Source organism: Sanguibacter sp. Z41_6 (assembly GCF_059621145.1).
Map to the genome: position 1 here is coordinate 358,886 of NZ_JCAQIF010000001.1, position 19,788 is coordinate 378,673.

Below are 19,788 nucleotides of genomic sequence, written 5' to 3' on the forward strand. Positions count from 1 at the left end.
CACCCTCCGCCATGGGGACGGGTACCTCTCCCCATGGCGGACCGGCGTCGCGCGCTGGGCGCTCACCCCCAGACGAGTCCCTGCGCCGGCTCCTCGAGCACCGCGGCGACGTCCGACAGGAACCGGGCGCCGAGAGCGCCGTCGACGAGGCGGTGGTCGACGCTCAGGGCGAGCTGCGTGATGTACCGCTTCTTGATCTTGCCCTTGTGCACCCACGGCTGCTCCCGGATGGCGCCGAACGCGAGGATCGCGGCCTCGCCGGGGTTGAGGATCGGGGTCCCCGTGTCGATGCCGAAGACACCGACGTTGGTGATGGTGATGGTGCCGTCGCTCATGTTCCCGACGGTCGTCCTGCCTGCCCGCGCCGTCGCGGTGAGCTCGGCGATCGCGTGCGCGAGCGCCTTGAGCCCCAGGCGGTGCGCGTCCTTGATGTTGGGCACGACGAGCCCGCGCGGGGTCGACGCGGCGATACCGAGGTTGACGTAGTGCTTGTAGACGATCTCCTGAGCGTCCTCGTCCCAGCTCGCGTTGACCTCCGGGTGCCGGTTCACCGCGAGGAGCAGCGCCTTCGCCGTGATGAGCAGCGGCGTGACGCGCACGTCCGTGAACTCCCGGTCCTGGCGCAGCCGCTCGACGAGGCGCATCGTCTTCGTCACGTCGACGGTCTGGAAGACGGTGACGTGCGGCGCGGTGAACGCGCTCGAGACCATCGCCTCGGCCGTGCGCTTGCGGACGCTGCGCACCGGCACCCGCGTCTGGCGCCCGTCGGACGAGACCTGGCCGGACGCGAGCCACGGGGCGTCGTCGTCCACGTACGTGGCGAGCACCTTCGGCTGCGCCTGCGCGCTGTAGGCGAGGACGTCCTCGCGGGTGACGATCCCGCCGGGACCCGTCGCGTGGACGCTGGACAGGTCGATGCCCATGTCCCGGGCGAGCTTGCGGACCGGCGGTTTGGCGCGCACCGCGAGCGTGCCGGGACGCGGCGCCACCTGCGTCACGGACTGCACCTGCGTCGGGGCCGGGGCCTTCGCGACCGACGGCTCGACCGGCCCGGGTGCCAACCGTGCCGGACCAGCGGGCGCGACCGGGTGGGTCTCGGCGACAGGCTGGAGAGGTGCGGCGGGCACCGCGCCGGCGGGTGCTGCGTCGGCCGCCGCCGCGTAGGCCGGTGCGGCCTGCTGAGCGCCTGTCGCGGTGTCGGGCTTCGCGTGGCGCGGTCGCCGCTGGCTTCCGGGCGAGGAGACGCCGTACCCGACGAGGACCGCTCCCCCGCCGCTCGCGTCCGCCGCGGCTGCGTGAGCGGGAGCCGACTCCTCCGAGCCGGTGCCCCCGCTGCTCGACGCGCCCGGCTGCTCGGGTGCCGCGGCGCCGTCGGGGTCCGTGTCGATGACGATGATCGGCGCCCCGACCTCGACGACCATGCCGACCGGGGTGAGGATCTCGGAGACGACGCCGGTGTGCGGCGACGGCAGCTCGACGAGCGACTTCGCCGTCTCGATCTCGACGATCGTCTGGTTGACGATGACCCGGTCGCCGACCGCGACGTGCCACGTGACGATCTCGGCCTCGGTGAGGCCCTCGCCGGCATCCGGCATCGTGAACTGCTCGAACGTCGGCATGACACTCCTTCGGCAACGCGGGTCAGGTCAGGCTGTGGGCACACCCGTGGGGGCGTCCCGGATGCTCAGAACGCTAGGGCACGGTCGACGGCGTCGAGCACGCGGTCCAGGCCGGGCAGGTAGTCGTGCTCCACCTTCGACACCGGGTAGGGCATGTGGAACCCGCCGACCCGGAGCACCGGCGCCTCGAGGTCGTAGAAGCAGTGCTCCGTGACGCGTGCCGCGACCTCCGCCCCGGCCCCGAGGAACGTGGGTGCCTCGTGCATGACGACGCAGCGGTGGGTCTTGCGCACGGAGGCGACGAGCGTCTCGGTGTCGAGCGGGGAGATCGACCGCAGGTCCACGACCTCGATGCTCGTGCCCTCCGTCGCTGCTGCCTCCGCGACCTTGAGTGCCGTGCCGACCGTCGGGCCGTACGCGACGAGGGTGAGGTCGGTGCCCTGGCGCGCGACGACGGCGCGGTTGAGCGTCGTCAGGGCCTGGGTACCCTCCGGCGCTCCCGGGTCGGACGACCCACCCGCAGCGGCGTAGGGCCCGGCGGAGAGGTCGACGGCGCCCTTCTCCCAGTAGCGTCCCTTGGGCTCGAAGAACAGCACCGGGTCCGGGGACGCGATGGCCTCCTGGATCATGACGAACGCGTCCTGCGCCGAGCCTGGCGTGACGACCCGCAGCCCGGGGGTGTGCGCGAACAGCACCTCGGGGCTCTCGCTGTGGTGCTCGATCGCCCCGATGCCACCGCCGTACGGCACGCGGATGACGACGGGCAGCGTGAGCCGCCCCTGGGACCGGTAGTGCATCTTCGCCAGCTGCGTCGTGATCTGGTCGAACGCCGGGAAGATGAACCCGTCGAACTGGATCTCGCACACCGGGCGGTACCCGCGCAGCGCCAGGCCGATGGCCGTCCCGACGATCCCCGACTCCGCGAGCGGGGTGTCGACGACGCGGTCCTCCCCGAACTCTCGCTGGAGGCCGTCGGTCACCCGGAACACGCCGCCGAGCGGGCCGATGTCCTCGCCCATGAGCAGGACCTTGGGGTCGCCGGCGAGCGCGGCCCGGAGGCCCTCGTTGATGGCCTTCGCGAACGGCAGCGGCCGGGCGGCCCCCTGCACGCCGCTCGCGCTCGGCGCAGACTCTGTCGTCGCGGTCACCGGTGGCCTCCCTGCGCGTCGGTGAACGACGCCTCGTACTCCGCGAACCACGCCTTCTCCTCGGTGACGAGGGCATGGTCGCTGGCGTAGACGTGCTCGAACATCGAGGCGGACTCCGGCCGACCGAGCGCCTTGACGTACGTCCGGACCTGCTCGCCGAGCGCGGCGGCATCGGCGTCGAGCTGAGCAGCGGCCTCGTCGTCCCACAGCCCCTCGGACTCCAGCAGCGTCCGCATGCGGGTGATCGGGTCGCGCTCGCGCCAGTAGTCCTCCTCGGCGGAGGTGCGGTACCGGGTGGGGTCGTCGGACGTCGTGTGGGCACCCATGCGGTAGGTCACGGCCTCGATGAAGGTGGGCCCACCGCCGGACCGCGCGCGCTCGAGCGCCTCGGCGGTCGCGGCGTAGCAGGCGAGGACGTCGTTGCCGTCGACGCGGATGCTCGGCACACCGAACCCGTCGCCGCGCCGGTAGAGGGGCACCCGGGACTGCTTGGAGGTGGGGACCGAGATGGCCCACTGGTTGTTCTGGCAGAACAGCACGACGGGTGCGTTGTTCACCGCGGCGAAGCCGAGGGCCTCGCTCACGTCACCCTGCGACGTCGCTCCGTCGCCGAAGTACGCGACGACGGCCGCGTCCTTCGTCGGGTCGCCGGTGCCCACGAGACCGTCACGCTGGATGCCCATCGCGTACCCGGTGGCGTGCAGCGTGTGGGAGCCGATGACGAGGGTGTAGAGGTGGAAGTTGTGCGCCTCGGAGTCCCAGCCGCCGTGGTCGATGCCGCGGAACAGGCGAAGCAGGTGCGCCATCTCGACACCCCGGGTGAGCGCGACGCCGTGCTCGCGGTAGGACGGGAAGACCATGTCCTGCGGCGCCAGCACCCGGCCGGAGCCGATCTGCGCGGCTTCCTGCCCGAGCAGCGGCGGGTAGAGGCCGAGCTCACCCTGCCGCTGGAGCGACGTCGCCTCCGTGTCGAACGCCCGCGTGAGGACCATGTCCCGGTACAGGCCGCGCAGGGCGTCGGCGTCGAGGTGGGCGACACGGTCACGGTAGGACGCGTTCGCGTCGGAGGTCACCCGGGTGCCGTCGGGAGCGACGAGCTGGAGCGGCTCGTCCTCGAGGGTCGGTTGGTCGCTCCGGGTCTGCATGAGGTCGGTCATGCTCTCTCCTGCCGGTCCGGACGCGGTCGGCGTCCTGGTGACGGACGGCGCCGACCACTCGGCCGCGCCAACCTACGATGCCGTAGGTTACGCCAGCGTAGGGTACGGAGCCGCCCGTCGGCCAGCACGGCCCCGACAACCGAGCCCGGGGATTGTGCGAGAAACCCACAAGGCGACGACAGGGCGCCGCTGTGCACCGCCGGGACGTCAGGACCGAGGGCCGTACGGGTTGCGCGGTCCCGTGGTCGGTGAGCCCGGACCGTTCTGCCCGCCGTCGCCGTCCTTGCCGAGGTACGGGGCGACCGGCGGGTACGAGGTACCGGACTCGCCGCCGTAGCCGCTGCCGGTCGGAGCGGGACCGTAGGGACCCTGGTAGCCGCCGTCGTAGCTGCCGGCCGAGCCAGCGTCGTACCCGGCCGGGAAGGAGCCGGTGCCGCCGTACGGGTTCGTCCCGCCCGGGCCGGTCACTCCCATGTACGGGCGGGTGTACCCGCTACCTCCGTAGGTGTTCCCCCCGAGCTGGCTCGCCGGGGGGTACGGGCTGCCCGTCGCCTCGAGCAGCGCCTCGCGCGTGAGCGCGAGCTCACGCTCGACCGGCCACTCCTTGAACGCGAAGAGGCACAGGAACACGATGTTCGCGACGGGGACGAGCATGAGGAAGATGTACGGCCACGGGTACCCGGCCTTGGCGACGATCCGGCTGTACACCCAGACCATCGCGACAACGAGGCCGATGTAGAGAGCGCCGAAGAGCACGGCGATGATCGCTGGGAACTGGTCGTTCGACATGAGGTCGTCTCCGTGGGGATGGGCGGGGGTCTGGACCGTCGGCGTCGCCCGACCGGGACCCGCCGGGATCAATCTATCGCCAGGCGGCAGCCGGCACCCCACGACGGGCGATCTATCGCCAGGTGGCAGCCACCTGGAGGAAGAGGTCCGTCGCCTCCGGCTCGCCGATGCTCACACGCATGCCCTCGCCCGCGAACGGGCGGACCATGACGCCTGCGTCCGCGGCGTCGGCCGCGCGGTCCGCGGTCCGCTCACCCAGCTCGAGCCACACGAAGTTCGCCTGGGTGTCAGGCACGTCCCAGCCCTGCGCTCGCAGACCCTCGAGCATCCGCGCGCGCTCGACGACGAGCGCGTCCACCCGGGTGAGGAGCTCCGCCTTCGCGCGCAACGAGGCCAGGGCGGCGCGCTGCGCGACGTCGGACACCCCGAAGGGCGTGGAGGCCGACCGGATCCCCGTGGCCAACCGCTTGCGGGCCACCGCGTATCCCACCCGCAGGCCCGCGAGCCCGTAGGCCTTGGAGAAGGTCCGCAGCACGACGACGTTGGGGTGCGCCGCGAGGGTCGCGAGCCCGTCCACGGGGTCGTCCATGCGGACGAACTCGAGGTAGGCCTCGTCGACGACGACGAGCACGTCGGACGGCACCTGCTCGAGGAAGCGGTCCAGCTCGGACTGTGTGACGGCAGCCCCGGTCGGGTTGTTGGGCGTGCACACGAGCACGACCCGCGTCCGGGGGGTGACGGCTGCGGCCATGGCGTCGAGGTCGAGCCGGCCACCGGCGGCGAGCGGCACGGGGACGCGGGTGCCGCCGGCGACGTCCACGACGATGGGGTACGCCTCGAAGGACCGCCACGGGTAGACGACCTCGTCGCCCGCGTCGACGACGGCCTCGAGGACGTGCGCGAGGACGGCGACCGAGCCGTTGCCGACGACCACCTGGTCAGCGGTGACGGGTCCGTCGTCGGCGAGCGCCGCGTCCGAGAGCCCTGCCGTGAGGTCCCGGGCGATCGCCTCGGTGAGGTCCGTGGCGAACATGTCCGGGTACCGGTTGATGCACGACGCGGCATCGATGATCACCGCCTGCACCGACGCGAGCGGCGGGTACGGGTTCTCGTTCGACGACAGCTTGAAGGCCGCCGCCCCGACCGGAGCGCGGGCGCCGGGGACGTACGCCGGGAGGGCCTTGATGGCGGGGCGGAGGGGGACGCGTCGCGTGGTCACGCCCCACAGTCTCCCACCCCGGCACCGCGCCTCCGCGTCTCCGCAGCCTCCGCGGCGTCACCGCGCGATAAGCGGGGGCCGGGTCACCCGGCGGCCCTCGGGATCGGCTGGGCGTGCGGGTTCGGTCGTGCCCGGTCCGCTCGGGGCCGGGTCCGTGGCGGCGGGCGGTGGCGGTGGTGGCGGCGGGACCGGGGCGCCCGGGCTGAAGTACATCGTCTCGACGTCAGGCGCGGAAGGGGACACGGACCCGAACGACTGCTGCTGGTGGAGGACCGCGCTCTGCTGGTCCACGGCCCGCAGCACCCCCTCGTCGCCGCTGAGCACCGCCTCGTGGAGCACCTGGGCGTGGGTGCGTGGGCTGTGCGCCTCGACGAGGCTGAGTCCTCCCACCTGCGCGCTCACGGTGACGCGGTCGACGGCGTCCGGTGGACCGCTCGCATCGAGGCTCGTCACACCTTCGGAGGTGTTCTCCAGGTGCAGGCTCGGCACCGGCCGGGACGGTGACATGAGCGAGACGGGCGAGCCGTACGTCGTCACGGACCGCAGGTCGTACCGGCGGCGCAGGACGTCGTCGTCGGCGAGCGCCATCGCGACGATCCCGCCCTGGCTGTGCCCGTAGAGACCCACCTGCGCGCCGACGGGGATCCCGGCCTGCTGCATGGCGGACTCGACCATCTGCATGCTGTCGCTCGCGCCGCGGGACATGAGGTCGAGGTTGCCGTCGAGGTCGAACGGGAGGTTCGAGCCCGGGGCCCAGTCCTTGGTCCCAGGGATGAGCACGGCCCAGGTGACTGCGCCGCCCGGTTGGGTGATCTTCTGGATCTCGACCGTGCCGGGCGGGTGCTCACCCGACGCGAGGTCGTCCAGGGCGTACCCCACCTGCACCGGGGACATGAGGGGCGGTTCCATGACGGTCCGCTCGACGAGGTGCCCGGGGCGCAGGTCGAGAGGAGCTCGTCGGGTCCGCGTCACACCGGCGTAGAGCCAGCTCCCCACCCGCAGCACCCCCGCCGCGTCGTCCACGCCGGGGGTGGAGAACGGGTTGCGGAACGGGTTGAGCCTGCCGACGTACGCGCTCACGCCACCGGCAAGGTTGTCCGTCCACGACGTCCCGTCGGACTGCAGGTACCCGATACCCCCGGTGACGACACCCGCGCCGGGGGCCACGCCACCCCCGATGCTGAAGAGCCCGCCCAGGAGGTCGAGGAACCCGCCACCGGCCCGGGCCTCCGCGTCCCCGTAGACGGCAGCCGCGTTCAGCGTCCCCGTCGCGAGGTCGTCGAGGTCGCCCGCGTACAGCCGCAGTGCCGCGACGAGCAGCTCGACACCGTCCTGGGCGTGGGCGAGGTGCAGCGCCGTCATCGGGTCGTGGTCGGGGTCGCCGAAGGAGAAGACCGCCCGCAGCCGGCACAGGACGAGGGCCGCCGTGAGGCTCGCGCACTGCTGGAGGGCGGCGTCGAGCGACGCGGCGGCTGTCCGGACGACGCCGGCCGCGGCCTCCATGTCCGCGGTGTTCGCCGCGATCCCGGAGATGCCCCCGAACACGGTGAACCCCTGCACGTCGGCGGGTGGCGGCTTCTCGCTCATGCGCGTCCGTCCGTGCGGGGTTCCGTCAGGTCCACGCGTGGGTCAGCGACGTCCGGACGGCGTCGATCGCCGTCCCGACGGACAGCAGGTCCGCCCGGACCGTCGTGAGCAGCGCGCGGTAGGTGCTGGCCGACGTCGACTGCCAGTCCACGCCGTACGCCCCGGCGAGGGTCGTCCTCGCAGACTCCACGTCGGCCTCGATCGTGGCGAGGTAGGTCGTCAGGGAGCTGATCTCTGTCGCGAGCGTCATCTCGGGCCTCCGCAGGTGGGGTCTCGGTCATGCGCCCCGACGGTAGGGACACCCTCCAGGAGCACGCCCCGGGGCGGCCGACGATGGGGACACCTCGGGCGCTGCCGCTCGGTGTGGACGGCCTGTTTCCGCGGCTCGTCGCCGTGGAAGAATGCGAGACATGCCCAACAGCCCCCTCGCGCCCGCCTCGACGCGCGCCAGCCTCGCCGAGGTCGTCCCCGCCATCGCCCTCGGCCCGCTCGACGGCCGCTACCGCGCGACGGTCGCCCCGCTCGTCGACCACCTGTCGGAGGCGGCTCTCAACCGCGAGCGGCTGCACGTCGAGGTCGAGTGGCTCATCGCGCTCACCGACGGCACCCCGGACGGGCCCGCCGTCCCCGGCGCCCCGCGCCTCACGGACGCCGACAAGGCGTACCTGCGCGGGGTCGTCAACGACTTCGCGGCGTCCGGCATCTGCGAGATGGCCGAGATCGAGCGGGAGACGGTGCACGACGTCAAGGCCGTCGAGTACTACCTCAAGCGCCGCCTCGCCGCGGCCCCCGGCCTGCTCGGGGAGGACACCGTGCTGCCCGGCGTCGGCGAGCTCGTGCACTTCGCGTGCACGAGCGAGGACGTCAACAACCTCTCGTACGCGCTCATGGTCAAGGGCGCCGTCGAGCAGGTGTGGCTGCCCGCCGCCCGGGCCCTCGTCGAGCAGATCGCGGACATGGCCCGCGAGCACGCGGCCGTGCCGATGCTCAGCCGCACCCACGGCCAACCCGCCACGCCGACGACCCTCGGCAAGGAGCTCGCCGTCCTCGCGCACCGGCTCGGACGCCAGGTGCGCCGCATCGAGCACGCCGAGTACCTCGGCAAGATGAACGGAGCCACCGGCACGTACGGCGCGCACGTCGTCGCGGTCCCCGGCACCGACTGGCCCGCGTTCTCCAAGGCGTTCGTCGAGGGCCTCGGGCTCACCTGGAACCCCCTGACGACGCAGATCGAGTCCCACGACTGGCAGTCCGAGCTCTACGCCGACATCGCGCGGTTCAACCGGATCCTGCACAACCTCGCCACCGACGTGTGGACGTACATCTCCCTCGGGTTCTTCAAGCAGATCCCCGTCCCCGGCGCGACCGGCTCCTCGACGATGCCGCACAAGGTCAACCCCATCCGGTTCGAGAACGCCGAGGCCAACCTCGAGATCTCCTGCGCGCTCCTCGACACGCTGTCCGCGACGCTCGTCACGAGCCGCATGCAGCGCGACCTCACGGACTCCACGACGCAGCGCAACATCGGCCCCGCGTTCGGCCACTCCCTCCTCGCGATCGACAACGTGCGGCGCGGCCTCACGGCGCTCGCCGTGAGCGAGGACGTGCTCGGCGCGGACCTCGACGGCAACTGGGAGGTCCTCGGCGAGGCCATCCAGTCCGCGATGCGCGCCGCGTCGGTGGCGGGCGTCGAGGGCATGGAGAACCCGTACGAGCGCCTCAAGGAGCTCACGCGCGGCCAGCGGATCACCGGTGAGGACCTGCGCACCTTCGTCGCCGGTCTCGGGCTTCCCGACGACGTCGCCGCCCGCCTCGCAGCCATGACCCCCGGGACGTACGTCGGCCTGGCGGAGCAGCTCGTCGCCGAGTACCTGTAACCCCGCCCAGGTCGCCCCGACCGGGGACCGGTCCCCATACGCGGGGGCGGACGATGCATGGCATATTCTCCGCATGCTCACTCGACCGTCCGCGCACCGTCGCGCTCGCCGTCGGCGCCGCGGTCCGGTCGCCGTCGTCGCCGGTGCGGCTGCCCTGCTCGTCCTCGTGGGCTGCGCCGCCCCCGTCGCCGGCTCGGCCGTCCCCGGTGCGCCGTCCTCGAAGCTCGCCCCCGCGATCGACTCCGACACCGTGTCCCTGCGGCACGACTACGAGGACTCCCCGCAGGAGGTCAACGACTACTGGACGGACGACCGCAAGGACAAAGCGACGCCCAAGAACACCACCCCGGGCGACGGCGGTACCGTCGACGGCTCCCCCGACGCCGCGACAGGCGTCGTCGTGGACCCGACGAGCGGGCCCGTCAACCCGGACGGCCCGCAGCTGCCCGAGTCGGACCTGGGCGACCCGTTCGCGGCGACCGGCCTGGCGACCTCGACCCAGGGACGGCTCTACATCCAGTTCGCCGACGGGGACTACGTGTGCTCGGCGACGGTCGTCAACTCGGTCTCCCGGAGCGTCGTGGCCACCGCGGCGCACTGCCTGTGGGACTTCAGCGGCGGCACCGGGTGGGGCACCAAGGTCATGTTCGTCCCGAACGACGCGGACAACGGCGCCGTCGCACCGTACGGGATCTGGGCCGCGGAGTCCGCCCACGGCCCGCAGGAGTTCGCCGACGGCGCGACGGTCGACGACTCCGGCCGGATCTCCGGTGACGGCTGGTCCTACGACTTCGCGTTCCTGTCCATGGCGCCCGACGACCAGGGCCGGGAGATCCAGGACGTCACGGGCGGTCAGGGCATCGCGTTCGGCGTCCCCGCGGAGGAGCTCGTCGTCATCGGCTACCCCTCCGCCGACCCTTTCGACGGCCTCTCCCAGCGGTACTGCACGAGTGACGACTGGTACTCCTCGGTCCGCGGCTCCTACGGCATCGCCTGCGACATGACGCAGGGTGCGTCGGGCGGCGGATGGCTCACCAACTACGACCCCACGAGCGGCGCTGGCTACGTCGTGGCGACGACGTCGTTCCGGGGCGACTACATGATCGGGGCGATGCCTCTGGGCGAACGGGCCCTGCAGGTCTTCACCGAGGCAGGAGGCCTGTGATGCGCAACCGGACCGCGCGTACCGCGACGGTGCTCCTCGCGGTGGCGGCGCTCACGACGGCCTGCGCGGGCGAGGCCGTCCCGGGCGAGGCGTACCCGGACTGGCAGTACGTCGACGACCGCAGCATCGAGGCGTTCGACCGGCAGATGGCGTTGCTCGCGAGCTCCATCGAGGCGTCCAGCCCCTTCCGCACGGACTCCTCGACGGACGCGACAGGCGTCTCCTACACCCACGCCACGTTCGGCGACCGTGACACCGCGTCGCAGTCTGTCGTCGCCGTCACCGGCAACCCGGCGTCGATCTTCATCCAGCAGACCGACGCCGACGAGGGCTACACCATCGACACCCTGCACGTGGGCGGCGAGGCGATCGACTACCTGCTCCTCGGGGAGGCCTTCTCCTCGCTCTCCCCCACGCCGTGGGTCGCCGTCCCGACCGTCTACGGCGAGCCGGGCGAGAACCCGCTCGCCGCCGAGCTGCGGACCATGTGCTTCATCGACGGGTTCCAGAAGGTGTGCGAGATCCACGAGGTCGTCCGCCTGACGATGCAGTCCGAGCTGGCCGACGAGATGCGCCGCTCGGTGGAGGTGGACGACGACGGCTCGGTGTTCTCCGAGACGGAGGTGACGCTGCGGTCCGTCGTCGAGGTCTCGGGGCTGCTCGACATGCCCGAGGACATGACCTCCCAGTTCACCGAGGAGATGCTCGACTCCTTCATCCCCGTGAGCCTGTGGCAGGACGACGGCGGCAACCTCGTGAAGATGGAGATGAACGGCACCGTCCCCGGGACGGACGGCGTCGACGACTTCGTCGTGCAGGTCGGGTTCGAGATCACCGGGAAGGCCAGCACGGCCGACTTCCCCGCGCCCCCGCCGGCCGCTGACGTCACGACGATCCCCGAGGCGGACGAGGACACCTTCTACGACCAGCTAGGACAACTGCTATGAGCACACCGCCGCCCTACGGCCAGCAGGGGTACGGCCAGACCGGACACGTTCCTCAGCCCCCCACGCACCCGGGCGGACCGGGGCCGCAGGGTGCGCAGTCCGGCCCGCAGCACGGGACACCGCCCGCAGGTCACCAGCAGGGGTACGCAGGCGGCTATCCGTCCGGCCAGGCGCAGCCGGGCCAACAGGCTCACCAGGCGCAGCCCGGCCAGCACAGCGGGTTCGGGGCCGCCGGCGGGTACGGGGGGCCGGGAGGTTCCGGGCCGTCCAGCGCTCGTCGGCGGTCGGGGGCGGGCAGGGCGACGACGATCGTCGTCACCGCCCTCGTCACGGCCGCGGTCTCCGTGACGGTGACGCTCCTCGCGTCGGGCGCCCTCACCGGGCCTGCCCAGCTCGAGCGTGAGGCCGTCGAGGACGGCGTCGCTGGCGTCCTCAGCGAGGACTTCGACCTCTCCGGCGTCGACGACGTGTCCTGCCCGGACGGCATCGAGGCGGTCACGGGCGCTCAGTTCGAGTGCTCGTTCAGCTCGGGGGGCGAGGACCTCTCCGTCCCGGTCGAGGTGCTCAACGACGAGGGCCAGTACCGCGTCGGTGGCCCGCTCGACGAGTAGCTCCGAGACTCCCGGGGCCGGCCGCGGAGCGCACGGCGGACGCACGCCCGCTGCTGCGTCCGACCGGGCGCCTAGTGGTACGTCGGCATGACGTCGGTCGGCCTGACCTGGACGACGTCGAGCCCCGGTGCATCGAGGAGCGCGTCGATGGCGGCCTGGGTGCCGGCGATCCCCGCCCAGGTCGGGTCCACGTCGCTCGTGAAGCACCAGGCACGGTCCGCGGGCCACGCGAAGGCGGGCGGCCAGTCGCCTGCCGTCTCGACCGTCGGCCAGGCATCGATGTCCGCGACCTCGCCGCGGAACAGGCCGTAGCTGCGGTGCGGGAGGGTGACGAGCGGGCAGCCTGACGGGAGGTCGAGGTCCCCGTACCCGTCCCACCGGCAGAAGTACCCCTCGCCCGGTGTCGTGGTGAACGACGCGAGCAGGTGCAGCGCGAGCTCCGCCCGGGAGAGATCCGACGGATGGTCCTCCGGCACCGTCACGGAGTTCTCGGACTGGCCGGGATACGCGGGATCAGGGATGTATCGGAGGCGCGCGTACGCCTCGAACCCGTCCGGGCCGAGAGCGACCAGCCGGTCCCACGGGACCTGCGCGTCGACGAGCCACGATGCGGGCGAGACGTCGGTGCAGACCTCGAGTGCCATGGAGGGAACCTACAGTCGCCCCCGCGTCAGTCACTCCCCCTGGACGGGTAGGAGCCGGGTGCAGGATGCTGGGCCGGGCAGCGAGGACGACCCCCTCACGGATCGGCGGGAATCAACCATGGCCACGAGCACGGACCAGCAGGCCGCAGTGCATGCGGGCGACGCACACGACCTCATCCGCGTGCACGGGGCGCGGGAGAACAACCTCAAGGACGTGAGCATCGAGATCCCGAAGCGCCGGCTGACGGTGTTCACAGGGGTGTCAGGATCGGGCAAGAGCTCGCTCGTGTTCGACACCATCGCGGCCGAGTCGCAGCGGATGATCAACGAGACGTACAGCGCGTTCGTGCAGGGATTCATGCCGACCCTCGCACGGCCCGACGTCGACGTCCTCGAGGGTCTGACGACGGCCATCATCGTCGACCAGCAGCGCATGGGCTCGGACCCGCGCTCGACGGTCGGCACCGCCACGGACACGGGCGCGATGCTCCGGATCCTCTTCAGCCGCCTCGGGCAACCCAGCATCGGGTCACCGCAGGCGTTCTCCTTCAACGTCGCGTCCATCAGCGGTGCGGGTGCCGTGACGATCGAGCGGGGCGGGGAGACCGTCAAGGAGCGACGCAGCTTCAGCGTCACCGGTGGCATGTGCCCACGCTGCGAGGGCCGCGGCACGGTGTCCGACATCGACCTCACGGCCCTGTACGACGCCTCGAAGTCCCTCACCGAGGGTGCCCTGACGATCCCGGGGTACACGATGGACGGCTGGTACGGGCGCATCTTCACGGGCTGCGGGTTCTTCGATGCCGACAAGCCGATCGAGAAGTTCACCAAGAAGGAGCTCGACGCCCTGCTCCACAAGGAGCCAACGAAGATCAAGGTCGACGGCATCAACGTCACGTACGAGGGGCTGATCCCGAAGATCCGCAAGTCGTTCCTGTCCAAGGACGTCGACGCCATGCAGCCGCACATCCGTGCGTTCGTCGAGCGGGCCGTCGCGTTCGCGACCTGCCCGGAGTGCGACGGGACGCGCCTGAGCGCGCTCGCCCGGTCGTCGCTCATCGGGGGCGTGAACATCGCCGACGCCAGCTCGATGCAGATCACCGACCTGGCGACCTGGGTCGCGGGGCTCGACGAGCCGTCCGTCGCGCCGCTCCTCGAGTCGCTGCGCGCGACCCTCGACTCGTTCGTCGAGATCGGGCTCGGGTACCTCTCGCTCGAGCGCCCCTCGGGCACCCTGTCCGGCGGCGAGGCGCAGCGCGTGAAGATGATCCGCCAGCTCGGCTCGTCGCTCACCGACGTCACGTACGTCTTCGACGAACCGACGGTCGGCCTGCACCCGCACGACATCCAGCGGATGAACAGCCTGCTGCTGCGCCTGCGGGACAAGGGCAACACCGTCCTCGTCGTCGAGCACAAGCCGGAGGCGATCGCGATCGCCGACCACGTCGTCGACCTCGGTCCGGGGGCCGGGACAGGTGGGGGCACCGTGTGCTTCGAGGGGACCGTCGAGGGCCTGCGGGCCAGCGGCACCCTCACCGGGACGCACCTCGACGACCGCGCCACCCTCAAGCCGTCCGTGCGGACACCGACCGGTGCGCTCGAGATCCGCGGTGCGAGCACGCACAACCTCCAGGACGTCGACGTCGACATCCCGCTCGGCGTGCTCGTCGTCGTCACCGGCGTCGCCGGGTCCGGCAAGAGCTCCCTCATCCACGGCTCGATCCCGCCCGGGAGCGGCGTCGTCACCGTCGACCAGGGAGCGATCCGCGGCTCGCGCCGCAGCAACCCCGCCACCTACACGGGGCTGCTCGAGCCGATCCGCAAGGCGTTCGCCAAGGCCAACGGCGTGAAGCCGGCGCTGTTCAGCGCCAACTCCGAAGGCGCGTGCCCGACGTGCAACGGCGCGGGCGTCGTCTTCACGGACCTCGGCATGATGGCGAGCGTCGCGACGACGTGCGAGGAGTGCGAGGGCAAGCGGTTCCAGGCATCCGTCCTCGAGTACCAGTTCGGTGGCCGGGACATCAGCGAGGTCCTCGCCATGTCCGTGACGGAGGCCGAGGAGTTCTTCCGCGAGGGCGAGGCCCGCACCCCCGCAGCGCACACCATCCTGCGCCGCCTCGACGACGTCGGGCTCGGCTACCTCAGTCTCGGTCAGCCGCTCACGACGCTCTCGGGCGGCGAGCGCCAGCGCCTCAAGCTCGCGACGCGCATGGCCGAGAAGGGCGGGATCTACGTCCTCGACGAGCCGACCACCGGCCTGCACCTCGCCGACGTCGAGCACCTGCTCGGTCTGCTCGACCGGCTCGTCGACGGCGGGACGTCCGTGATCGTCGTCGAGCACCACCAGGCGGTCATGGCCCACGCGGACTGGATCATCGACCTTGGTCCCGGTGCCGGGCAGGACGGCGGGAGGGTCGTGTTCGAGGGGACGCCTGCGGACCTCGTCGCCGACCGCTCCACCCTCACGGGCCAGCACCTCGCGGCGTACGTCGGCGGCTGAGGAGCAGGCGACCGGTGGTCCGCGCAGTCGACCTGGAGTACCCCTTCCTCGGGCGGTGGCTGACGCAGAACAGTCCGGCCGACCGCGTGCCCAGCCACGGCACCACGCTGTTCGGGACGTCGTACGCGATCGACTTCGTCCCCGTGGACGACGCCGGCCGCACCGCGCCGATCTCCCTCGCGACCCTGGTGCGCCGCGAGCCGCCCGGCCGGTTCCCGGGCTTCGGGCGCCCCGTGCTGGCGCCCGTGGACGGCACCGTCACGACCGTGCACGACGAGGCACCGGACCACCCGGCGTACCGCGGGCTGCCGTCGATCGGCTACGCGCTCACCCAGGGGCGCCGTGCTGCCGCGGGCTGGCTGGACCTCGCGGGCAACCACGTGATGATCGGGCGCGACGGCATCATCGTCGCCGTGTGCCACCTGCAGCGCGGCAGCGTCGAGGTCCGGCCCGGCCAGGTCGTCCGCACCGGGGACCCACTGGGACGGTGCGGGAACTCGGGCAACAGCACCGAACCCCACGTCCACGTCCAGGCGATCCACGAGCCCGACGGCACAGCGGGGGGCGACCTCCGGGCGGCCCGCGCCGTGCCGATCACGTTCCCGGGCGGGCTCCCGCGCAACGGTCAGATCGTCGACGCCACGGGACCCCGGGTCCGCTGAACGAGGACCGTGCCCACCCCACCAGAAGCGGTGGCGTCACATGTGGTCGAGCCGCCGCAGGAGCACACCCTCGCGCAACGCCCACGGGCACACCTCGACCTCGTCGACATCGAGGGCCTTCATCGTCTGGTGCGCCACGACGGCGCCAGCCACGATCTGGTGCGTGCGCTCGGCGGTGATGCCCGGCAGGGACTCGCGCTGCCCGGCAGGGATCGCCGCCAGGCGTCCGACCCAGCCCTTGAGGTCCGCCCGCCGCATGCGCCACGCGTCCACGGGCCCGACGGTCTCGACCTCGCCGCCAGCGAGCCGCGCGAGGGACCGGAACGTCTTCGAGGTCACCACCACGTGGTCGGGCGCTGGCTGGTCGGCGAACGCCTTCCGCACGGCCTCGAGCTCGCGCTGCACCACCTCTCGGAGCTCGGACATCTCCTGGGGCCCCGGCGGGTCGTGCCGCAGGTGGGCACGGGTGAGGCGACCGGCGCCGAGCGGGAGGGACAGGGCCACCTCCGGTTCCTCGTCCGTCCCGGCGGCGACCTCGAGCGACCCTCCCCCGATGTCGAGGACGAGCAGCCTGCCCGCGCCCCACCCGTACCACCGGCGGACCGCGAGGAACGTCAGCCGGGCCTCGGACTCCCCGGGCAGGACCTGCAGGGGCGCGCCGATGATCTGCTCGAGGAGGACGAGCACCTCCGCGCCGTTCGTCGCGTCGCGCACGGCCGAGGTCGCGATCGCGATCACCTCGTCGACCGCATGGGCACGGGCCCCCTCCACGGCACTCGTCACGGCGTCCGCCAGCGCGGTGACGCCCTCGGGGCTGATCGCGCCGTCGTCGTCGAGGAACCGCATGAGGCGCACGACCGTGCGCTGCGAGGCAGCGGGCACCGGCCGGGCACCACGAACGGCATCCACGACCGCGAGGTGGATGGTGTTGGAACCGATGTCGATGACTCCCAGACGCACGACCGCACACTAACGCGCCGCGGGATCGACGGACGACGACGCCCACGGCCGCCGCTCGGACGGCCGGGTGACTCGTCGACTACCCCTCGGTGGGCTGCGCGTTCTTCGCGTCGCGCCAGGCCAGCCAGTCGCCGACGTGCGAGATGTCGTAGTCCGGGCCGGAGATGCCGATGGTGAAGAGGGTGGCACCGAGGGCGTGGTGCTCGTCCATCTCGCTGACGGACTTGCTGCCGATCTCCGTGGAGATCTCGATCTCGGAGACGTCGCGGCCGACCACGCGGCCGTGCTCGGCGAGGATGCCGAGCTTGCGCTCGAGGGTCGCGGCGTCGCTGAAGCTGTGCCAGATGTCGGCGTGCTGCGCGACGATCCGCAGGGTCTTCTTCTCGCCGCCACCGCCGATGAGGACGGGGATCTTCCGGGTGGGCGCCGGGTTGAGCTTCGACCAGCGGTCCTCGATGACGGGCATGGCCGCAGCGAGGGCATTGAGGCGGGCACCGGCGGTGCCGAACTCGTAGCCGTACTCGTCGTAGTCGCGCTCGAACCAGCCGGACCCCGTCCCGAAGATGAACCGCCCAGTGCCGCCCTTGGCGCTGATGTGGTCGATCGTCCGGGCCATGTCGGCCTGGAGGTTCGCGTTGCGGTAGCTGTTGCAGTTCACGAGCGCGCCGAGCTCGACGCGGCTCGTCTGCTCCGCGAGCGCGGCGAGCATCGTCCAGGACTCGAAGTGCAGGCCGTCCGGCTCGCCGCTGAGCGGGAAGAAGTGGTCCCAGTTGAAGAGGATGTCGACGCCGAGGTCCTCGAGCTCGCCCGCGACGTCGCGGATCTTCTCGTAGGGCGCGTGCTGGGGTGCGATCTGCACGCCGATGCGGACGGGACGGTGCGGTGCGGCCATGTGTCGGCTCCGATCGATGGTTGCGGGGGGCAGAGCGACGCCTGCCCGTGATGCTCAACAGTGGTCCGGGCCACATCCTTCCCGCCCGGGCAGCGCGTGGCGACCTGTCGTGGGAAGGATGCGTGGGAAGGCGGGAGCCGGGGTGCCCGGCGCTGCCGTCAACGCCCGGCGCAGGCGGGCCGAGCCGTCGGGGACGAACGGCTCGAGCTCGTCCGCGACCACGCGGCAGGCGTGCAGCAGCGTGTCGATGACGGCCTCGAACCTGGCAGCCGCGTCGGGATCTCCCGCGTCCGCGGCCTTCGCCAGGCGCCACGGCGCCTCGCTCTCGATGAACCGGTTGCCCTGCTCACCCAGGGTGACCACGGCCTCGCACGCAGCCCGGATGTCGTACCGGGCAAGGGCGGCGTCGACGGCGTCGGGCAGCGCAGCAGCAGCCGATCGAAGCTCGTGGCCGACGCGGGCGACCGCTCCCGGGGCCCACTGTCGGTCCCGGCCAGCGAGGGCCAGGGTGCGCGAGGCGAGGTTTCCCAGCGTGTGCGCCAGGTCCCGGTTGTAGCAGGCGACGAGGCGCTCGTCGGTGTAGTCCGTCGTCCCGACGGGGGCTGGCTCACGAAGCAACCACCAGCGCAGGGCGTCCGCACCGTAGGTGTCCACGACAGCGGCGGGGTCCGCGGCCTGTGCCCCGCTCTTCGCGATCTTGGTCCCGCCCACGGTGAGGTAGTCGTGCACGAGGACCCGTGTCGGCAGCGGGAGGCCGGCCGAGAGCAGGAAGGCGATCCAGTAGATGGCGTGGAACCGGGCGATGCCCTTCCCGACGACGTGCGTCTTCTCGACGTCGCCGACCCACCAGCGCTGATACTCGGCGTCGCTGCTGCCGTAGCCGAGGCCGGTGAGGTAGTTGACGAGGGCGTCGTACCACACGTAGACGACCTGCTCCGGGTCGCCGGGGACCGGGATGCCCCAGCCGCCGGCACGCGTGGCCGGACGGGAGACGGAGAGGTCGCGCACCTCCCCGGCGAGGAAGCCGAGGACCTCGTTGCGCCGCTGCTGGGGCTCGACGACGAGCGTCCCGGTCGTGATGAGCTCAGCGATCGTCGCGCGGTAGCGGGACAGGCGGAAGAACCAGTTGGTCTCGGTGACCTCCTGGACCGGGGCCCGGTGCTCCGCGCACAGCCCGTCGGTGAGCTCGTCCGGGGCGTAGAACTGCTCGCAGCCCGGACAGTACAGGCCGACGTAGTTCTGCTGGTAGAGGTCACCCGCATCCCTGCAGGCGTTCCACACGGCGGTGACGCCGGGCGCGTGCCGCGGGTCGCTGCTCGTCCGCAGGAAGTCGTCGGTCTTCACTCCGAGCGCTGCCGTGAGCTCGACGAACCGGTCCCCGTTCACACGGATCAGATCCGCCACGTCGACGCCCGCGCGGGCCGCGGCACTGACGTTCTTCAGGGCGTGGTCATCGGTCCCGGACTGCACGCGGACAGCACGGCCACGACGTCGACGGTGCCGGGCCAGGACGTCCACGTGGACGAGCTCGAGGGCATGGCCCAGGTGCGGGGTGCCGTTCACGTACGGGATCGAGGTGGTGATGTACAGGTCGTGCATGGTGTGTCCTCCATCAGGTGAGGTGCCACAGGGGCACCGCGGGCGCTGGCGGAGGTCCGGAAACAGAAGAGGCCCCCGCAGAGCGAGGGCCTGAGCGTCACGAGTGCGCGCGGATCAATCCCCCTGGTGGAGGGGCATCATCGACGCAGCACGCGTGGCAGTCATCCGAGGAGGGTATCGCCTCCCCCGGAGGACGACGAAGGACTTGGTCACCAGGCTCGAGGAGATCGCACGCGCCCGCGGGATCGGCACCGTCCGACTGGACACGCGTGCGGACCTCGCCGAGGCCTGCGCCCTGTACGAGCACCTCGGGTTCGTTCAGGTCGCCGCGTTCAACGACGAGCCGTACTCCGACCGCTGGTACGCCAAGGACCTCGTGGCCGAGGACCGCGGGGCGACGGCAACCTGATGG

General features: G+C 71.9%; 18 protein-coding genes. 7 read left to right on the plus strand and 11 right to left on the minus strand.

All coding sequences use genetic code 11. From position 1 onward, the window contains the following. Positions 1-62 precede the first annotated feature (62 nt). The 7 genes from AC54T1_RS01670 to AC54T1_RS01700 all read right to left on the minus strand — a co-directional run bounded on the left by AC54T1_RS01670 (position 63) and on the right by AC54T1_RS01700 (position 7,769). Positions 63-1,619, minus strand: a complete 1,557-nt coding sequence (locus AC54T1_RS01670; protein ID WP_496910787.1) for a dihydrolipoamide acetyltransferase family protein — start codon at positions 1,617-1,619, stop codon at positions 63-65. A 65-nt stretch (positions 1,620-1,684) separates the two neighbouring features. Next, positions 1,685-2,767 carry an alpha-ketoacid dehydrogenase subunit beta gene (locus tag AC54T1_RS01675; protein WP_496910788.1) on the minus strand — a complete coding sequence of 361 codons (1,083 nt, stop codon included), beginning with the start codon at positions 2,765-2,767 and terminating at the stop codon, positions 1,685-1,687. Then, positions 2,764-3,924, minus strand: a complete 1,161-nt coding sequence (gene pdhA / locus AC54T1_RS01680; protein ID WP_484343606.1) for a pyruvate dehydrogenase (acetyl-transferring) E1 component subunit alpha — start codon at positions 3,922-3,924, stop codon at positions 2,764-2,766. The genes AC54T1_RS01675 and pdhA overlap by 4 nt, the downstream gene beginning before the upstream one ends. Before the next feature lie 207 nt (positions 3,925-4,131). Continuing rightward, positions 4,132-4,713 (minus strand): hypothetical protein, encoded by a 582-nt coding sequence (locus AC54T1_RS01685; protein WP_484343607.1) that lies wholly within the window; start codon positions 4,711-4,713, stop codon positions 4,132-4,134. 112 nt (positions 4,714-4,825) lie between these two features. Further along, positions 4,826-5,932 (minus strand): histidinol-phosphate transaminase, encoded by a 1,107-nt coding sequence (gene hisC / locus AC54T1_RS01690; RefSeq protein ID WP_496910789.1) that lies wholly within the window; start codon positions 5,930-5,932, stop codon positions 4,826-4,828. 57 nt (positions 5,933-5,989) lie between these two features. After that, positions 5,990-7,519, minus strand: a complete 1,530-nt coding sequence (locus tag AC54T1_RS01695) for a hypothetical protein (RefSeq protein ID WP_496910790.1) — start codon at positions 7,517-7,519, stop codon at positions 5,990-5,992. Between the two features lie 25 nt (positions 7,520-7,544). Then, positions 7,545-7,769, minus strand: a complete 225-nt coding sequence (locus AC54T1_RS01700; RefSeq protein ID WP_496910791.1) for a hypothetical protein — start codon at positions 7,767-7,769, stop codon at positions 7,545-7,547. A 160-nt stretch (positions 7,770-7,929) separates the two neighbouring features. Between AC54T1_RS01700 and purB the strand changes: the two genes are divergently transcribed. From purB to AC54T1_RS01720, 4 genes are all read left to right on the plus strand, one after another. Further along, positions 7,930-9,396: an adenylosuccinate lyase gene (gene purB / locus AC54T1_RS01705; RefSeq protein ID WP_496910792.1), complete on the plus strand. Its 1,467-nt coding sequence runs from the start codon at positions 7,930-7,932 to the stop codon at positions 9,394-9,396. A gap of 73 nt (positions 9,397-9,469) precedes the next feature. After that, positions 9,470-10,561, plus strand: coding sequence for a trypsin-like serine peptidase (locus AC54T1_RS01710; RefSeq protein WP_496910793.1), 1,092 nt, complete (start codon positions 9,470-9,472; stop codon positions 10,559-10,561). Further along, entirely contained in the window at positions 10,561-11,508 is a 948-nt protein-coding gene (locus AC54T1_RS01715; protein WP_484343615.1) for a hypothetical protein, read from the plus strand. The genes AC54T1_RS01710 and AC54T1_RS01715 overlap by 1 nt, the downstream gene beginning before the upstream one ends. Then, positions 11,505-12,119 (plus strand): DUF4333 domain-containing protein, encoded by a 615-nt coding sequence (locus AC54T1_RS01720; protein WP_496910794.1) that lies wholly within the window; start codon positions 11,505-11,507, stop codon positions 12,117-12,119. The genes AC54T1_RS01715 and AC54T1_RS01720 overlap by 4 nt, the downstream gene beginning before the upstream one ends. Before the next feature lie 71 nt (positions 12,120-12,190). Here the strand turns inward: AC54T1_RS01720 and AC54T1_RS01725 are convergent, their stop codons facing one another. Beyond that, positions 12,191-12,763, minus strand: coding sequence for a hypothetical protein (locus AC54T1_RS01725; RefSeq protein WP_496910795.1), 573 nt, complete (start codon positions 12,761-12,763; stop codon positions 12,191-12,193). A 118-nt stretch (positions 12,764-12,881) separates the two neighbouring features. Between AC54T1_RS01725 and AC54T1_RS01730 the strand changes: the two genes are divergently transcribed. Next, positions 12,882-15,263 carry an ATP-binding cassette domain-containing protein gene (locus AC54T1_RS01730; RefSeq protein ID WP_496910796.1) on the plus strand — a complete coding sequence of 794 codons (2,382 nt, stop codon included), beginning with the start codon at positions 12,882-12,884 and terminating at the stop codon, positions 15,261-15,263. A 14-nt stretch (positions 15,264-15,277) separates the two neighbouring features. Beyond that, a complete protein-coding gene (locus AC54T1_RS01735; RefSeq protein WP_496910797.1) occupies positions 15,278-15,925 on the plus strand; it encodes a M23 family metallopeptidase in 648 nt (215 codons plus the stop codon). Positions 15,926-15,961: 36 nt separating this feature from the next. Here the strand turns inward: AC54T1_RS01735 and AC54T1_RS01740 are convergent, their stop codons facing one another. The 3 genes from AC54T1_RS01740 to AC54T1_RS01750 all read right to left on the minus strand — a co-directional run bounded on the left by AC54T1_RS01740 (position 15,962) and on the right by AC54T1_RS01750 (position 19,376). Then, a complete protein-coding gene (locus AC54T1_RS01740; RefSeq protein WP_496910798.1) occupies positions 15,962-16,885 on the minus strand; it encodes a Ppx/GppA family phosphatase in 924 nt (307 codons plus the stop codon). A 79-nt stretch (positions 16,886-16,964) separates the two neighbouring features. Further along, positions 16,965-17,777, minus strand: a complete 813-nt coding sequence (locus tag AC54T1_RS01745) for an LLM class F420-dependent oxidoreductase (RefSeq protein WP_496910799.1) — start codon at positions 17,775-17,777, stop codon at positions 16,965-16,967. A gap of 54 nt (positions 17,778-17,831) precedes the next feature. Further along, a complete protein-coding gene (locus AC54T1_RS01750) occupies positions 17,832-19,376 on the minus strand; it encodes a methionine--tRNA ligase (protein WP_496910800.1) in 1,545 nt (514 codons plus the stop codon). A gap of 205 nt (positions 19,377-19,581) precedes the next feature. Between AC54T1_RS01750 and AC54T1_RS01755 the strand changes: the two genes are divergently transcribed. Continuing rightward, positions 19,582-19,785 (plus strand): GNAT family N-acetyltransferase, encoded by a 204-nt coding sequence (locus AC54T1_RS01755; RefSeq protein ID WP_496910801.1) that lies wholly within the window; start codon positions 19,582-19,584, stop codon positions 19,783-19,785. Positions 19,786-19,788 lie beyond the last annotated feature (3 nt).

Coding starts and splice junctions, on each gene's coding strand:
- pdhA (WP_484343606.1), bottom strand. CDS start 3,924: ATGACCGACCTCATGCAGACCCGGAGCGACCAACCGACCCTCGAGGAC.
- AC54T1_RS01710 (WP_496910793.1), top strand. CDS start 9,470: ATGCTCACTCGACCGTCCGCGCACCGTCGCGCTCGCCGTCGGCGCCGC.
- AC54T1_RS01715 (WP_484343615.1), top strand. CDS start 10,561: ATGCGCAACCGGACCGCGCGTACCGCGACGGTGCTCCTCGCGGTGGCG.
- AC54T1_RS01720 (WP_496910794.1), top strand. CDS start 11,505: ATGAGCACACCGCCGCCCTACGGCCAGCAGGGGTACGGCCAGACCGGA.
- AC54T1_RS01700 (WP_496910791.1), bottom strand. CDS start 7,769: ATGACGCTCGCGACAGAGATCAGCTCCCTGACGACCTACCTCGCCACG.
- AC54T1_RS01730 (WP_496910796.1), top strand. CDS start 12,882: ATGGCCACGAGCACGGACCAGCAGGCCGCAGTGCATGCGGGCGACGCA.
- AC54T1_RS01725 (WP_496910795.1), bottom strand. CDS start 12,763: ATGGCACTCGAGGTCTGCACCGACGTCTCGCCCGCATCGTGGCTCGTC.
- AC54T1_RS01750 (WP_496910800.1), bottom strand. CDS start 19,376: ATGCACGACCTGTACATCACCACCTCGATCCCGTACGTGAACGGCACC.
- AC54T1_RS01685 (WP_484343607.1), bottom strand. CDS start 4,713: ATGTCGAACGACCAGTTCCCAGCGATCATCGCCGTGCTCTTCGGCGCT.
- AC54T1_RS01695 (WP_496910790.1), bottom strand. CDS start 7,519: ATGAGCGAGAAGCCGCCACCCGCCGACGTGCAGGGGTTCACCGTGTTC.
- AC54T1_RS01670 (WP_496910787.1), bottom strand. CDS start 1,619: ATGCCGACGTTCGAGCAGTTCACGATGCCGGATGCCGGCGAGGGCCTC.
- purB (WP_496910792.1), top strand. CDS start 7,930: ATGCCCAACAGCCCCCTCGCGCCCGCCTCGACGCGCGCCAGCCTCGCC.
- AC54T1_RS01745 (WP_496910799.1), bottom strand. CDS start 17,777: ATGGCCGCACCGCACCGTCCCGTCCGCATCGGCGTGCAGATCGCACCC.